General features: G+C 69.7%; 15 protein-coding genes. 13 read left to right on the top strand and 2 right to left on the bottom strand.

The genetic code is table 11. The features are described 5' to 3' along the window. Window positions 1–43: 43 nt before the first annotated feature. The 4 genes from OG226_RS15800 (at window position 44) to OG226_RS15785 (ending at window position 3,423) form a co-directional block, all read left to right on the top strand. On the top strand, window positions 44–232 hold the full coding sequence (locus OG226_RS15800; RefSeq protein WP_328678387.1) for a hypothetical protein: 189 nt from the start codon (window positions 44–46) through the stop codon (window positions 230–232). Window positions 233–492: 260 nt separating this feature from the next. Further along, on the top strand, window positions 493–1,623 hold the full coding sequence (gene dprA, locus OG226_RS15795) for a DNA-processing protein DprA (RefSeq protein WP_328686323.1): 1,131 nt from the start codon (window positions 493–495) through the stop codon (window positions 1,621–1,623). A gap of 271 nt (window positions 1,624–1,894) precedes the next feature. Beyond that, window positions 1,895–2,737, top strand: a complete 843-nt coding sequence (gene whiG, locus OG226_RS15790; RefSeq protein WP_019058710.1) for an RNA polymerase sigma factor WhiG — start codon at window positions 1,895–1,897, stop codon at window positions 2,735–2,737. 128 nt (window positions 2,738–2,865) lie between these two features. After that, window positions 2,866–3,423, top strand: a complete 558-nt coding sequence (locus tag OG226_RS15785; protein ID WP_329353401.1) for a TetR/AcrR family transcriptional regulator — start codon at window positions 2,866–2,868, stop codon at window positions 3,421–3,423. Window positions 3,424–3,484: 61 nt separating this feature from the next. Here the strand turns inward: OG226_RS15785 and OG226_RS15780 are convergent, their stop codons facing one another. Continuing rightward, entirely contained in the window at window positions 3,485–4,048 is a 564-nt protein-coding gene (locus OG226_RS15780) for a peptidoglycan DD-metalloendopeptidase family protein (RefSeq protein WP_443066995.1), read from the bottom strand. Between the two features lie 285 nt (window positions 4,049–4,333). Between OG226_RS15780 and rpsB the strand changes: the two genes are divergently transcribed. From rpsB to OG226_RS15735, 9 genes are all read left to right on the top strand, one after another. Next, window positions 4,334–5,308, top strand: coding sequence for a 30S ribosomal protein S2 (gene rpsB / locus OG226_RS15775; protein ID WP_328678381.1), 975 nt, complete (start codon window positions 4,334–4,336; stop codon window positions 5,306–5,308). Window positions 5,309–5,481: 173 nt separating this feature from the next. Beyond that, entirely contained in the window at window positions 5,482–6,318 is an 837-nt protein-coding gene (gene tsf, locus OG226_RS15770; RefSeq protein WP_328678379.1) for a translation elongation factor Ts, read from the top strand. A gap of 204 nt (window positions 6,319–6,522) precedes the next feature. Beyond that, complete coding sequence (gene pyrH, locus OG226_RS15765) at window positions 6,523–7,281, top strand: UMP kinase (RefSeq protein ID WP_033282640.1); 759 nt, start codon at window positions 6,523–6,525, stop codon at window positions 7,279–7,281. A gap of 130 nt (window positions 7,282–7,411) precedes the next feature. Then, window positions 7,412–7,969 carry a ribosome recycling factor gene (gene frr, locus OG226_RS15760; RefSeq protein WP_318019085.1) on the top strand — a complete coding sequence of 186 codons (558 nt, stop codon included), beginning with the start codon at window positions 7,412–7,414 and terminating at the stop codon, window positions 7,967–7,969. Next, the gene (locus OG226_RS15755) at window positions 7,969–9,159 is read left to right on the top strand and encodes a phosphatidate cytidylyltransferase (protein ID WP_329349273.1); all 1,191 of its coding nucleotides are present in this window, start codon (window positions 7,969–7,971) and stop codon (window positions 9,157–9,159) included. The genes frr and OG226_RS15755 overlap by 1 nt, the downstream gene beginning before the upstream one ends. Window positions 9,160–9,251: 92 nt before the next feature. Beyond that, window positions 9,252–10,358, top strand: coding sequence for a 23S rRNA (adenine(2503)-C(2))-methyltransferase RlmN (rlmN, locus tag OG226_RS15750; protein WP_328678371.1), 1,107 nt, complete (start codon window positions 9,252–9,254; stop codon window positions 10,356–10,358). Between the two features lie 201 nt (window positions 10,359–10,559). Next, window positions 10,560–11,636, top strand: a complete 1,077-nt coding sequence (locus OG226_RS15745; RefSeq protein ID WP_328678370.1) for a thiamine ABC transporter substrate-binding protein — start codon at window positions 10,560–10,562, stop codon at window positions 11,634–11,636. Between the two features lie 59 nt (window positions 11,637–11,695). Next, the gene (locus OG226_RS15740; protein WP_328686321.1) at window positions 11,696–13,297 is read left to right on the top strand and encodes an ABC transporter permease; all 1,602 of its coding nucleotides are present in this window, start codon (window positions 11,696–11,698) and stop codon (window positions 13,295–13,297) included. Then, complete coding sequence (locus tag OG226_RS15735) at window positions 13,298–14,344, top strand: ABC transporter ATP-binding protein (RefSeq protein ID WP_328678369.1); 1,047 nt, start codon at window positions 13,298–13,300, stop codon at window positions 14,342–14,344. A 346-nt stretch (window positions 14,345–14,690) separates the two neighbouring features. Here OG226_RS15735 and OG226_RS15730 read toward each other — a convergent pair whose 3' ends face one another. Continuing rightward, a complete protein-coding gene (locus tag OG226_RS15730) occupies window positions 14,691–15,374 on the bottom strand; it encodes an LAETG motif-containing sortase-dependent surface protein (protein ID WP_328678368.1) in 684 nt (227 codons plus the stop codon). Window positions 15,375–15,413: the final 39 nt, after the last annotated feature.

Here is a 15,413-nt window from a genome sequence, read left to right as displayed (position 1 = left end):
CGGATCGATGGCGTGGCCGGGGCCGACGACTGGATGGGGGCCGATGGCCGGGCCGGGAGTCCTGATCGGGTTGGGGTTGATGGCGCTGGCGGTCCGGATGGCCGGGCGCGGATCGATGGCGTGGCCGGGGCCGACGGCCGGATGGGTGCCGATGGCCGGGCTGGAAGTCCTGATCGAGCTGGGGCTGATGGCGCTGGCGGGGCGGATGACCGGGTCGGGACCGGTGAATTGAGCGGGGTCGATGGCTGGGCCGGGAGTCCTGATCGGGTCGGGGTTGATGGCGCTGGCGGGGCGGATGACCGGGCCAGGACCGATGGCACGACCGGCACCGGTGAATCCAGCGGGGCCGATGCCTGGATCGGGATCAGTCGCGCGACCGGGGTCGATCGCCGCGGCCGTGCCGATGACCGGGTCGGGACCCATGGCCGGGCCGGGGCCGACGATGCGACCGGCTCTGATGACCGGACCGGGACCCAAGACGCGGGCGACGACCTGCTTGCCCGCGTCTTCCTGGCCCGGGTCGTCGAACCCGGTGACGAGGTCGGCGGCCGGTGGATCCGGGAGTTGGGGGCCGTGGAGGTCGCCCGGCGGCTGCGGAACGGAGGGCCGCAGCTCACCGGGGTGACCGACAAGCGGTGGGCCGGGTTGTGCGCACGGGCCGGACTGGTCGAGCCCGGGCGGGACTTGGCCGTCGCGCAGGATGCCGGCGTCCGGTTCGTGTGTCCCGGTGATGTCGAGTGGCCCGCCCAGCTCGACGATCTCGGGGACGCGCGGCCCATCGGACTGTGGGTGCGCGGGCGGTCCAACCTGCGGACATGGGCCCTCAAGTCGGTCGCCGTCGTCGGCGCCCGCGCCTGCACCGAATACGGCGCGCACATGGCCGCCACCCTCGCCGCCGGGCTGGCCGAACGCGGCTGGGTGGTCGTGTCCGGTGGCGCCTACGGAGTCGACGGTGCCGCTCATCGCGGCGCCCTCGGCGCGACCGGCGTCACGGTCGCCGTGCTCGCGTGCGGCGTGGACCGGCCCTACCCGCGCGGGCACGCCGAGTTGATCCGCAGGATCGCCGAACAGGGGCTCGTGGTGGGCGAGTTGCCGCCCGGTGAGCACCCGACGCCGAGCAGGTTCATCCTCCGGAACCGGGTGATCGCCGCGCTGACGCGGGGCACCGTGGTGGTCGAGGCCGCGTACCGGAGCGGGTCCCTCGTCACGGCACGGGCCGCACAGCGTTTGGGGCGGCACACGATAGGAGTGCCCGGGCCGGCCACAAGTGCGCTGTCCGCCGGGGTGCACGAACTCCTGCGCGGGGACGCGGTGCTGGTCACCGACGCGGCGGAAATCGTCGAACTGGTCGGCGGTATGGGCGAACTGGCCCCGGACCGGCGTGGACCGGTGCTCCCGCGCGACCTGTTGGAGCCGGCCGCCCGGCGCATCCTCGCCGCACTGCCCGGCAACAGGGCGGCGCCACCACGGGAGATCGCGTGCGGTGCGCAGACCACGGAGGACGACGCGATCGCGAGACTGTACGAACTCCGAGCACTTGGTTACGTCGAACGACACGGCGACGGCTGGAAGTTGACACGCCAGGCGATGATCTCGGTCCGGCCCGATCGGGGGCGCCGTTGACCGAGTGTGTTCGGCCGTCCGGGGGAACCCCGACACCCTTGGGAATTCCCGCAGTTGGCGCATTCCGATGATCACGCAGAGCGATCGGGGTGACCCGTTCCGGCACCCCGTCGAACGCGTCCGTGCCCGGTCCGAGCCCTGCCCTTCGCACACCGCGACACTCCAGTCACGCTACGCTCACGGGGATTCCGGCACGGACTGGCATCTCCCCATCACTCCGACAGCTCACCCAGGTACTCCCACTTCACAGCAGAACGGCACAAGGCGACGAATGCCCCAGCACACCTCCGGGTCCGACCGGGCGGCGATCCCCCCAGCCGCCCGCGACGGTGGCAGCGTCCGGCCGCCCGCTCCCTCGACGCTCGACGAGCTGTGGCGGTCGTACAAGACGACGGGCGACGAGCGGCTGCGTGAGCAGCTGATCCTGCACTACTCGCCGCTCGTGAAGTACGTCGCGGGCCGGGTGAGCGTCGGGCTGCCGCCCAATGTGGAACAGGCGGACTTCGTGTCGTCGGGGGTGTTCGGACTGATCGACGCGATCGAGAAGTTCGACATCGAGCGGGAGATCAAGTTCGAGACGTACGCGATCACCCGCATCCGGGGCGCGATGATCGACGAACTGCGCGCGCTGGACTGGATCCCGCGCTCGGTACGGCAGAAGGCGCGGAACGTCGAGCGGGCGTACGCCACGCTGGAGGCGCGGCTGAGGCGCACCCCCAGCGAGGGCGAGGTGGCCGCCGAGATGGGCATCGCGGTGGAGGAACTCCACGCCGTCTTCAGCCAGTTGTCGCTGGCGAACGTGGTCGCCCTGGAGGAGTTGCTGCACGCGGGCGGCGAGGGCGGCGACCGGCTGAGCCTGATGGACACCCTGGAGGACACCGCCGCCGACAACCCGGTGGAGGTGGCCGAGGGGCGGGAGCTGCGGCGGTTCCTGGCGCGGGCGATCAACACGTTGCCCGAGCGGGAGAAGACCGTCGTCACGCTGTACTACTACGAGGGCCTCACCCTCGCCGAGATCGGCAACGTGCTCGGAGTGACCGAGAGTCGGGTCAGCCAGATCCACACCAAGTCCGTGCTGCAGCTACGTGCCAAACTGGCGAGTTTCGGCCGTTGAGCGAAAGCCGTCCGGCCTTCTCGACCTCGCAGAATCGTGCCTGCATTGCCCTGCACGGCCTGGGTCACTCCCGCCCGGCGTGCGCCGTCCGTAGAGTGGTTGACGTGCCAAGGATTCGAGCGGCCTCCGTGGCCGAGCACCGGTCGATGCAGCGAGCCGCCCTGCTGGACGCGGCTCGTTCCCTGCTGTCCGAGGGCGGGACGGAGGCGCTGACGTTCCCGGCCCTGGCCGAGCGGACGGGGCTCGCGCGGTCGTCCGTGTACGAGTACTTCCGCTCCCGGGCCGCTGTCGTCGAGGAACTGTGCGAGGTCGACTTTCCCGTCTGGGCGGCGGATGTGTCGGCGGCGATGGAGCGGGCGGACTCGGCGGAGGGCAAGGTCGAGGCGTATGTGCGGCAGCAGCTCGCGTTGGTCGGGGATCGGCGGCATCGGGCTGTCGTCGCCATCTCCGCGAGTGAGTTGGACGCGGGGGCTCGGGAGAAGATTCGGGCCGCGCACGGGGGGTTGGTGGCGATGATCGTCTCCGCGCTCGGGGATATGGGGCATGGGGAGCCTCGGCTGGCGGCGATGTTGGTTCAGGGGGTTGTTGACGCGGCTGTGCGGCGGATTGAGCTGGGGGCCGCCGAGGATCCCTCGGTGATTGTCGAGGCTGCGGTGAGTATGGCTTTGCGGGGGGTTCTGGGTTGAGTTGTGACTGCGGGCCAGTGGGGCCGGGCGCGCAGTTCCCCGCGCCCCTATAAGAAGCGGGTCACAGGACCGGCAACAGGCGGGATGGGCCCCTGCTCAGCAGCCATGGGGGCAGTAGCTCCAGCGGGTTCAGATACACCTCCCCTCTCAGCAAGCCCCAGTGCACGCACGTCGTCGCGCAGTGGGAGCCGGCGATTTCCACGGTGCCTACCACCTGGCCCGCTGTGACCTCGTCGCCCTTCTTCACGGTCGCGGTCACCGGCTCGTACGTCGTGCGTAAGTCCGTGCCGGTCAGTTCGACCGCGACCACCCCTCTTCCCGCCACCCGGCCCGCGAAGGACACCCGGCCCGGTGCCACCGCTCGTAACTGGGCGCCGGCCGGGGTCGCCAGGTCCACCCCTCGGTGGCCGCGGCCGTAGACGGTCGCCGGGGGCTCCCAGCCTCGTAGGACCAAGGGGTGTGAGCCGACCGGCCAGGTACGCGCGATCGCCGGTACGGAAGGGGCGGGGGCCCCGGGGGCCGGGGGAGGGGTGTCGCTTGCTCGGGCCGTGCAGGTGAGCAGGGTCAAGAGGAGGGCCAGTAGTAAGGCGAGGCCACTACGCGCAGTTCGGTCATCTCGTCGCATCCGCATGGCACAAACCGTGCCGTACCCGGGCTGATCATGGCCGGGACCTGTGGACCGGCGAGGGGTTGTGGACAACGGCGTCACCCGGTGCCTTGCGGGTCCCGTACACTTCCTTTGGCGATCCGGGTCACCGGGTCGACTTCGCACGCCCCGGCATCTGGTCCTCCGTCGCAAGACGAAACCGGTGTCAGCGCTCCTCGGTCCTCTGGGCACGCGCACGTGGGCGTCAGGCGCGAGTGCCGTCCGGTGCTCGCGGCACAACCGAGTAAATCAAGGAGAACGGCCATGGCCGTCGTCACGATGCGGGAGCTGCTGGAAAGCGGCGTCCACTTCGGTCACCAGACCCGTCGTTGGAACCCGAAGATGAAGCGCTTCATCTTCACGGAGCGCAACGGCATCTACATCATCGACCTGCTCCAGTCGCTGTCGTACATCGACCGCGCCTACGAGTTCGTCAAGGAGACCGTCGCCCACGGCGGCACGGTCATGTTCGTCGGTACGAAGAAGCAGGCGCAGGAGGCCATCGCCGAGCAGGCCACCCGCGTCGGCATGCCCTACGTCAACCAGCGCTGGCTGGGCGGCATGCTCACCAACTTCTCCACCGTCTACAAGCGTCTGCAGCGCCTCAAGGAGCTGGAGCAGATCGACTTCGAGGACGTCGCCGCGTCCGGTCTCACCAAGAAGGAGCTTCTCGTGCTCTCGCGCGAGAAGGCCAAGCTGGAGAAGACCCTCGGTGGTATCCGCGAGATGTCCAAGGTTCCCAGCGCCGTCTGGATCGTGGACACCAAGAAGGAACACATCGCGGTCGGTGAGGCCCGGAAGCTCAACATCCCGGTCGTCGCCATCCTCGACACGAACTGCGACCCCGACGAGGTCGACTACAAGATCCCGGGCAACGACGACGCGATCCGCTCCGTCACCCTGCTCACCCGCGTGATCGCCGACGCCGTCGCCGAGGGCCTCATCAGCCGCTCCGGTGTCGCCGCCGAGGCCAAGGGTGACAAGGCCGCCGGCGAGCCGCTCGCCGCGTGGGAGCGCGACCTGCTCGAAGGTGAGAAGAAGGCCGACGAGGCTCCCGCCGCCGAGGCCGAGGTGCAGACCTCCGCCGAGACGGAGAAGGTCGCCGACGCCGAGCAGGCCGACGAGGTTCCCGCCGCTGAGGCGACTGAGGCCGCCGCCGAGGTCGAGGCCCCCGCCGCCGAGGCCGCTCCGGTCGCCGAGGTCGAGGCCGCTCCGGCCGTCGAGGCCGAGCAGGCCTGACCTTCCGGGCCAAAGGGCTGACAGAAGGACGGCGGGTGGTGCGGACCGCGCCACCCGCCGTTCATCCACAGCCCCTAGATCTTCGTAGCCCGTAGATCCTTGGCGGAAGCCCGCGCTATCCGCGGCCGCCGCCGACTTCGAGACTTCGAACTCCGAGAAGAGATTCACAGATCATGGCGAACTACACCGCCGCCGACGTCAAGAAGCTCCGCGAGCTCACCGGCGCCGGCATGATGGACTGCAAGAAGGCGCTGGACGAGGCCGACGGCAACGTCGAGAAGGCCGTCGAGGCGCTCCGCATCAAGGGCCAGAAGGGCGTCGCCAAGCGCGAGGGCCGCTCCGCCGAGAACGGCGCCGTGGTCTCCGTCATCGCCGACGACAACACCTCCGGTGTCCTGGTCGAGCTGAAGTGCGAGACGGACTTCGTCGCCAAGGGCGAGAAGTTCCAGGCCGTCGCCAACCAGATCGCCCAGCACGTCGCCGCCACCTCTCCGGCCGACATCGCGGCGCTCCTCGCGTCCGAGATCGAGTCCGGCAAGACGGTCCAGGCGTTCGTCGACGAGGCCAACGCGAACCTGGGCGAGAAGATCGTCCTGGACCGCTTCGCCCAGTACACCGACGGCTACGTCTCCGCGTACATGCACCGCACGATGCCCGACCTGCCCCCGCAGATCGGTGTCCTCGTCGAGCTGGACAAGCCGAACGCCGAGGTCGCTCGCGGTGTCGCCCAGCACATCGCCGCCTTCGCGCCGAAGTACCTGGCCAAGGACGACGTGCCGGCCGAGGTCGTCGAGTCCGAGCGACGCATCGCCGAGGAGGTCACCCGCGCCGAGGGCAAGCCCGAGGCCGCGATCTCCAAGATCGTCGAGGGTCGCGTCAACGGCTTCTTCAAGGACGCGACGCTGCTCGGTCAGCCGTACGCGCTCGACCCCAAGAAGTCCGTCCAGAAGGTTCTGGACGAGGCGGGTGTCACCCTGAAGCGCTTCACGCGCATCAAGGTCGGCATCTGAGTCCGTACCGCGATCGACGCGCGACGCCCGGCGGAATCCCGCTAGGGTCGTCAGAAGTCGGCCCGGTACGCCGCCGCGCACGCGCGCGTGGCGGACGACAGCAGATCTGACGAGGAGGCCATTGCCGAGCATGGGATGCGACAGACACCCCACCGGCAGTGGCCTTCTTCGTATGTGCGACCACGTTGAAGAGGCGAGAACTCCATGACCACCAAGCCCCAGAAGAGCGACGACGGCAAGGTACGCGGCCGGTTCATGCTGAAGCTGTCCGGAGAGGCGTTCTCCGGAGGCGGCGGCCTGGGCGTGGACCCCGACGTGGTGCACAAGATCGCCCGTGAGATCGCGGCCGTCGTCCGGGACGGCGCGGAGGTCGCCGTCGTCATCGGCGGCGGCAACTTCTTCCGCGGCGCCGAACTCCAGCAGCGCGGCATGGACCGGGCCCGCTCCGACTACATGGGCATGCTCGGCACGGTGATGAACTGCCTCGCCCTCCAGGACTTCCTGGAGAAGGAGGGCATCGACAGCCGCGTCCAGACCGCCATCACCATGGGCCAGGTCGCCGAGCCGTACATCCCGCTGCGCGCCGTGCGCCACCTGGAGAAGGGCCGCGTGGTCATCTTCGGCGCCGGTATGGGCATGCCCTACTTCTCCACCGACACCACCGCCGCCCAGCGCGCCCTGGAGATCAACGCCGAGGCGCTGCTGATGGGCAAGAACGGCGTGGACGGGGTCTATGACTCCGACCCGAAGACGAACTCCGAAGCCGTCAAGTTCGACTCGCTCAGCTACGGCGAGGTCATCACCCAGGACCTCAAGGTCGCGGACATGACCGCCATCACGCTGTGCCGCGACAACAAGCTTCCGATCCTGGTCTTCGAGCTTCTGGCGGAGGGCAATATCGCCCGCGCCGTCAAGGGTGAGAAGATCGGCACGCTTGTGGGTGACCAAGGCAGCCAGGGCTGATGACCCTGACCGGGGGATGGACAATGTCCTGCCGGTCGGGAACCGTGCAGGAAGAAGACGCGACGCAGCCGGCCGCCGACGCCGACACAGCACAGCAGCCGGGCCTACTCAAGACACGCAGGAGCAAGTGGTGATCGAAGAGACCCTCCTCGAGGCCGAGGAGAAGATGGAGAAGGCCGTCGTGGTCGCCAAGGAGGACTTCGCCGCGATCCGCACCGGCCGTGCGCACCCGGCGATGTTCAACAAGATCGTGGCGGACTACTACGGAGCGCTGACGCCGATCAACCAGCTGGCTTCGTTCTCCGTGCCGGAGCCGCGCATGGCCGTGGTGACCCCGTTCGACAAGACCGCGCTGCGGAACATCGAACAGGCGATCCGCGACTCGGACCTGGGTGTGAATCCCAGCAACGACGGCAACATCATCCGTGTGACGTTCCCCGAGCTGACCGAGGAGCGCCGCAAGGACTACATCAAGGTCGCCCGGGCCAAGGCCGAGGACTCCAAGGTGTCCATCCGCGCCGTCCGCCGCAAGGCCAAGGACGCCCTGGACAAGCTCGTCAAGGACAAGGAGTCCGGCGAGGACGAGGTCCGTCGTGCGGAGAAGGAGCTCGACGACACCACGGCGAAGTACGTCGCCCAGGTGGACGAACTCCTCAAGCACAAGGAAGCGGAGCTGCTAGAGGTCTGATGAACGACTCTTCCTGGGGGGCACCGCCACAAGCCGGGTACTGGGGGCCGTCCGACCAGGGGCCTGTCCAGGGGGCTGACCCGGCGGGTCCCACGTACGATGCGCCTGAGGCGCAGCAGACTCGCCCCATGCCCATCGTGCCCGACGAGCCCGCACACGGCGGACACCAGGATGACGACCGGGGGGCCGCTCGGCTGAGCGGCCCCTTGTTCCGCGACGAGACGCAGCAACCGCCGTACGACGTACGGCAGCCGCAGCCGTACGACCCGCGGACGCAGCCGACCCACATGCCGCCGGCGCAGCCCTACGGGGCGGTGCCGCAGAATCCGGAGCCCATGCCCGACGTCCCGCCACCGGCGCCCGCCCCGCAGAAGAAGAGCGCGGGCCGGGACCTGGGTGCGGCCATAGGGGTCGGCGTCGGGCTGGCCGTGGTGATCATCGCGTCTCTCTTCGTGGTGAAGGCCGCGTTCGTCGGAGTGATAGCGGTCGCCGTCGTGGTCGGCCTGTGGGAGCTCACCTCCCGGCTGCAGGAGCGCAAGGGCATTAAGGCGCCCCTCGTGCCCCTGTCGGTCGGCGGTGCCGCGATGGTCGTCGCCGGTTACGTCCGGGGTCCCGAGGGAGCCTGGGTCGCCATGGCGCTCACGGCGCTCGCCGTCCTCGTCTGGCGCATGACGGAGCCGCCGGAGGGCTACCTCAAGGACGTCACGGCGGGCGTCTTCGCGGCGTTCTACGTGCCGTTCCTGGCCACGTTCGTCGCCCTGATGCTCACCGCCGACGACGGCGCCTGGCGGGTCCTGACGTTCCTGCTGCTGACCGTGGTCAGCGACACCGGGGCGTACGCCATCGGCTGGCGCTTCGGCACGCACAAGCTCGCCCCGCGCATCAGCCCCGGGAAGACCCGCGAGGGCCTGTTCGGGGCGGTGTCCTTCGCGATGGTCGCGGGCGCGCTGTGCATGCAGTTCCTGATCGACGACGGCAGCTGGTGGCAGGGCCTGATCCTGGGCCTCGCGGTCGCGGCCAGCGCCACGCTGGGCGACCTCGGCGAGTCGATGATCAAGCGCGACCTGGGCATCAAGGACATGGGCACGCTGCTGCCGGGTCACGGCGGCATCATGGACCGCTTGGACTCGTTGCTGCCTACGGCTCCGGTGGTCTGGCTGCTGCTGGTGCTGTTCGTCGGATCCGGCTGAAGACTGGTCTGACCTGCGGCTTTGCGTACGAGGGGCTCGTTGTCCACAGGGCGGCGAGTCCCTCTTCGTATGTCTGCGACACTGGTAGGGCCATGCCTAAGCCCGGAGAACTCACATTCGTCGCCCCCCGCGGAGCCCAGAAGCCGCCGCGGCACCTTGCCGATCTCACGCCCGCCGAGCGCAAGGAAGTCGTCGCCGCGGTCGGGGAGAAGCCGTTTCGCGCCAAGCAGCTCTCGCAGCACTACTTCGCGCGCCTCGCGCACGACCCGGCGGAGTGGACCGACATCCCCGCCGGTTCGCGCGCCAAGCTGCAGGAAGCGCTGCTTCCTGAGCTGATGACCGTCGTACGGCATCTGTCGACCGACCAGGAGACCACCCGCAAGACGCTGTGGCGGCTGTTCGACGGGACGCTCGTCGAGTCGGTGCTGATGCGGTACCCGGACCGGGTCACCATGTGCATCAGCTCCCAGGCGGGGTGCGGTATGAACTGCCCGTTCTGTGCGACCGGACAGGCCGGCCTGGACCGCAATCTGTCGACCGGTGAGATCGTGCACCAGATCGTCGACGGGATGCGGGCGTTGCGGGACGGGGAGATCCCCGGTGGTCCCGCGCGGCTCTCCAACATCGTCTTCATGGGGATGGGCGAACCCCTCGCCAACTACAAGCGGGTCGTCCAGTCGATCCGTGCCCTCACCGATCCCGAGCCGGACGGCCTCGGCCTCTCGCAGCGTGGGATCACCGTCTCGACGGTCGGGCTGGTCCCGGCGATCCACCGCTTCTCCGACGAGGGCTTCAAGTGCCGCCTCGCGATCTCGCTGCACGCTCCTGACGACGACCTCCGCGACACCCTGGTCCCCGTGAACACGCGGTGGAAGGTGCGCGAGGTCCTCGACGCGGGCTGGGAGTACGCGGCGAAGTCGGGGCGCCGGCTGTCCATCGAGTACGCGCTGATCCGCGACATCAACGACCAGGCGTGGCGCGGCGACCGGCTCGGCCGCCTCCTCAAGGGCAAGCCCGTGCACGTCAACCTGATCCCGCTGAACCCGACGCCTGGCTCGAAGTGGACCGCCTCCCGCCCCGAGGACGAGAAGGCGTTCGTCGAGGCCATCGCGGCCCACGGGGTGCCGGTCACCGTCCGGGACACCCGGGGCCAGGAGATCGACGGAGCGTGCGGTCAGCTCGCCGCGACCGAGCGGTAGGCTGACGGGCGTAGGTACATCTTCATATTCCGACAGGGGAGCGCCACAGCGCTGAGAGTGCGGGATTGTCCGCAGACCCTCTGAACCTCGCCCAGGTCATTCTGGGTAGGAAGTTCGGTCACCACTCTTGCTGTTGCGCCCTGCCCACGTCCTGTGGGCGGGGCCGCGTCTCTTCCTGGACACCCCAGGAGGAAAACAACCGTGCACCACACCAAGACGTTCGTGGCCGCGGCCGTCGGCCTCGGGTTGCTCACGCTCTCCGCGTGCGGCTCGTCCGACAGCGGCAGCGGCGGCGACTCCAAGACCGTCACCCTCGTCAGCCACGACTCGTGGGCCGTCTCGAAGAGCGTCCTCAAGGACTTCGAGAAGCGGTCCGGCTACACGGTCAAGGTCCTCAAGGACGGCGACGCCGGCCAGGCCGTCAACAAGGCGATCCTGACCAAGGACAACCCCCAGGGCGACGTCTTCTTCGGCGTCGACAACACCCTGCTCTCCCGCGCGCTCGACAACGGCCTCTTCCAGTCCTACGACGCGAAGGGCTCCGACCTCGTCAAGCCCGAGTACCGCGTCGACCAGACCAGGCACCGGGTCACGCCCATCGACACCGGCGACATCTGCGTCAACTACGACAAGGCCTACTTCAGCAAGCACAAGCTGACCCCGCCGACCTCCTTCGCGGATCTGGTCAAGCCCGAGTACAAGAACCTCCTCGTCACCGAGAACGCGGGCACCTCCTCGCCCGGCCTCGGCTTCCTGCTCGGCAGCGCCGCCCAGTACGGCGACGACGGCTGGCAGGGCTACTGGAAGAAGCTCAAGGCCAACGGCGTCAAGGTCGTCGACGGCTGGGAGCAGGCCTACGACCAGGAGTTCTCCGGTTCCGCCGGGGGCAAGAAGGCGGGCGGTGACCGGCCCCTCGTCGTCTCGTACGCCTCCTCGCCGCCCGCCGAGGTGATCTACGCCGACCCGAAGCCGACCACCGCGCCCACCGGGGTGTCGTACGGCACCTGCTTCCGGCAGACCGAGTACGCGGGCCTGCTCAGCAACGCCCGGAACACCAGGGGCGGCAAGGCGTTCCTCGACTTCCTGCTGACCGAGGAGTTCCAGCGGGACATGCCGCTCAACATGTTCGTCTACCCGGTGATCGAAGGCGCCCAGGTGCCGCAGGAGTTCGTGAAGTACGGCCGCCAGGCCTCGGACCCCGAGACCATGGCGCCCGCGAAGATCGCCGCCGACCGGGACCAGTGGGTCAAGTCGTGGACCTCGCTCGTACTGAAGTAGCGGAGGCGGCCCCGCGAAAGTCCCTCAAGAACAGGGGCAACGCGACACGGCTCGGCCTCATGGCCCTGCCCGTCGCGTTCTTCGCGGTGTTCTTCGCCTACCCCGTCGCCGCGATCGTCGCGCGCGGCCTCAAGGTCGACGGCGCCTGGCAGTTGGGCCGTATCGGGGACGTGCTGGTCCAGTCCGACATCCGGCACGTCCTGTGGTTCACCACCTGGCAGGCGCTCGCGTCCACCGCGCTCACGCTGCTGATCGCGCTCCCCGGCGCGTATGTCTTCGCGCGCTTCGACTTCCCGGGCAGACATGTCCTGCGGGCCGTCGTGACGGTCCCCTTCGTGCTGCCGACGGTCGTCGTCGGTACGGCCTTCCTCGCGCTCGTCGGCCGGGGCGGACTCCTGGACGACCTGTGGGGCGTACGGCTGGACACCACCGTGTGGGCCATCCTGCTCGCGCACGTCTTCTTCAACTACGCGGTCGTCGTACGGACGGTGGGCGGCCTCTGGGCGCAGCTCGACCCGCGGCAGGAGGAGGCGGCGCGGATGCTCGGCGCCTCCCGGCTCCGGGCCTGGCGCAAGGTGACGCTGCCCGCGCTCGGGCCCGCCGTGGCCGCCGCCGCGCTGATGGTCTTCCTCTTCACCTTCACGTCCTTCGGCGTGGTCCAGATCCTCGGCGGCCCGACCTTCTCGACCCTCGAAGTCGAGATCTACCGCCAGACGTCAGAGGTCTTCGACCTGTCCACGGCGGCCGTGCTCACGATCGTCCAGTTCGTCGCGGTCGGCGCGATCCTCGCCGTCCACGCCTGGACCGTACGACGCCGGGAGAGCGTCCTGCGGCTCGTGGACCCGTCGGTGACCGCACGGCGCCCGCGTGGGGCCGGCCAGTGGACCCTGCTGGCCGGAGTCGTCGCGTCCATCGCCGTGCTGCTTCTGCTGCCGCTCGCCGTGCTGGTCCAACGGTCGCTGGACACACCGGACTTCGGCTACTACCGGGCGCTGACCCACGACGACGGCGGCACCTTCCTGGTCCCGCCGATCGGCGCGATCGGCAACTCGCTGGAGTACGCCGTCGCCGCCACCGCCATCGCCGTGGTGATCGGCGGTCTCGCCGCCGCGGCCCTCACCCGGCGCGACGCCGGGCGGCTGGTGCGGGGCTTCGACGCGCTGCTGATGCTGCCGCTCGGGGTGTCCGCGGTGACGGTCGGCTTCGGGTTCCTGATCTCGCTCGACAAACCCCCGGTGGATCTGCGGAGTTCATGGATCCTGGTGCCGCTCGCGCAGGCGCTGGTGGGCGTCCCCTTCGTCGTACGGACGATGCTGCCCGTGCTGCGGGCGGTGGACGGGCGGCTGAGGGAGGCGGCGGCCGTGCTCGGGGCGTCGCCGTGGCGGGTCTGGCGCGAGGTCGATCTGCCGCTGGTACGGCGGGCGTTGCTGATCGCCGCCGGGTTCGCGTTCGCGGTGTCGTTGGGGGAGTTCGGGGCGACCGTGTTCATCGCGCGGCCCGACAACCCCACGCTGCCGGTCGCGGTGGCCCGGCTGCTGTCCCGGCCCGGTGATCTCAACTACGGCCAGGCGATGGCCCTTTCGACGATTCTGATGGTGGTGTGCGCGGTGGCCCTGCTGGTCCTTGAGCGGCTGCGCACCGACCGGACGGGGGAGTTCTAGATGCCGCCGAACACGCCGCCGACCATGCTGCTGAGCCTTGAGGACGCGACCGTACGGTTCGGCGGGCGCCCGGTGTTGGACGCTGTCGACCTGGGGGTCGTGGAGCACGAGATCGTGTGTGTGCTCGGGCCCAGCGGCAGCGGCAAGTCCACGCTGCTGCGTGCGGTCGCCGGGCTGCAACCCCTGGACTCCGGGCGGGTGTTGCTCGACGAGCGTGACCAGTCCGGGGTGCCCGCGCACAAGCGGGGGGTGGGTCTGATGTTCCAGGACCATCAGCTGTTCCCGCAGCGGGACGTGGCCGGAAACGTGGCCTTCGGCCTGCGCATGCACGGAGCGTCCAGGCAGCAACAGGACGTTCGGGTGCGCGAGTTGCTCGACCTCGTCGGGCTGCCGGGTGCCGCCCGCCGTGCCGTCGCCGGGCTGTCCGGCGGTGAGCAGCAACGGGTCGCGCTCGCCCGGGCGTTGGCGCCCCGGCCGCGGCTCCTGATGCTCGACGAACCGCTCGGTCAGCTCGACCGGTCGCTGCGGGAGCGGCTGGTCGTCGAACTCCGGGAGCTCTTCGGCGCGTTGGGCACGACCGTGCTCGCGGTCACGCACGACCAGGGCGAGGCGTTCGCGCTGGCCGACCGGGTCGTGGTGATGCGGGACGGACGGATCGCCCAGTCCGGTAGCCCGCTTGAGGTCTGGCAGCACCCCGCCGACGAGTTCGTGGCCCGCTTCCTCGGTTTCGACAACGTGGTCGAGGCCACGGTCGTAGGAGGAGCCGCCGACACCCCCTGGGGCAAGGTCCCGGTCCCCGAGGACGCCCCTCAGGGCACCCGCACACTCCTCGTGCGCCCCGCGGGCGTACGCCTGTTGCCCGCCGACGAGGGCCTGCGCTGCACGGTCGCCGCCCGCACCTTCAAGGGCACGCATGTCGCCGTACAGCTCCAGCCGGAGGACGCGCCGCGTCTGGAGGCGGCCTGTGCGCTGCGGGAGGCGCCGGAGGTCGGGGACACGGTCGGGGTGGAGTTCGACGCGGCCGAGACCGTCGTACTCGGCGGCTAGGACCTGTCCGGCGGATCCTGCCGCAGACGTGGGGTCTGGCACGCCCTCCCCCACTGTCCTAAAGACGTGGGGGGACCCCCAGCGGCGTTGTCGTCGGTCGTCGACGTCCCCCAGCCTTCGGCCGGGAGGTACCCCCACCGCGTCGACTCCCTCCTCCGCCTTGCAGTTGGACGCACCAGATCCCGCTCACCGGCGCTGATCAGGCACTGTCACTTTCCCGCGACCTGATCCGCCGGACAGGCCCTAGCGCGCACGTGCGTGCCCGCCGCCACGCACCGGACATGCGTGTGGCCCGTCCCCACGAACCGGACGGGCCACAACAGCGGGTTTTTCGGCGGCCGTTGGATCAGCTGCCGTTGTTCGCACCGCGACGGCGCATGCCGAAGTAGACGGCTCCGCCGCCCACGACGACGAGGGCGCCCGCGATGCCGGCGATCATGCCGGTGTTGGAGTTGGCACCGGTCTCGGCGAGGTTCGAGGAACCGGCCGCCGGGGACGGCGCGTTGTCGGTCGTCGTCGCGGGAGCGGTGCTGCTGCTCTCCGTGGCCGACGGGGTCGGGGTGTCGGACTCGGCCGGAGTCGTGGCGGAGTCCGAGGGGGCCGGAGAGGACTCGCTCGGGGTCGGGCTGGGCGAGTCCGTCGCGCAGGCCTTGGACGGGGTGGTCAGGTTCGGCGTGATGTCCTTGTCGACCTGGTTGCCCGCCTTGACGTGGATGCGGTACGTGGCGCTCGGCTGCCAGTCCTCGGAGAAGGACACGGTCTCGCCCTTGGCCGAGCCCTTGACGGTCTGGGCCTCGCCGATCTGCTTGGCGTCGGAACCGTTGTTCTCCAGGAACACCGTGATGGTCGCCTCGGCAGCGGAGGCGTCCTTGTCGGTGACGGTGATGACACCCTTGGCGCCGTCACACGTGGCGGTGGCGGAGAACTCGCTGATGTTGCAAGCGAGCGCGTTGCCCGCGAATCCGAGCGCGAGTGCGGCCGAAGCGGACGCGACACCGAGGATGCGTACGGAACGTCGAGATATGGACACGTTTGCCCTTCACGGGATGTGCAACTGCGGGGGGTTTAG

Source organism: Streptomyces sp. NBC_01261 (genome assembly GCF_036226385.1).
In the GTDB taxonomy this organism is placed as follows: domain Bacteria; phylum Actinomycetota; class Actinomycetes; order Streptomycetales; family Streptomycetaceae; genus Streptomyces.
Note: the sequence above shows the minus strand (reverse complement) of the source record. Positions and strands in the feature narration are given on the sequence as shown.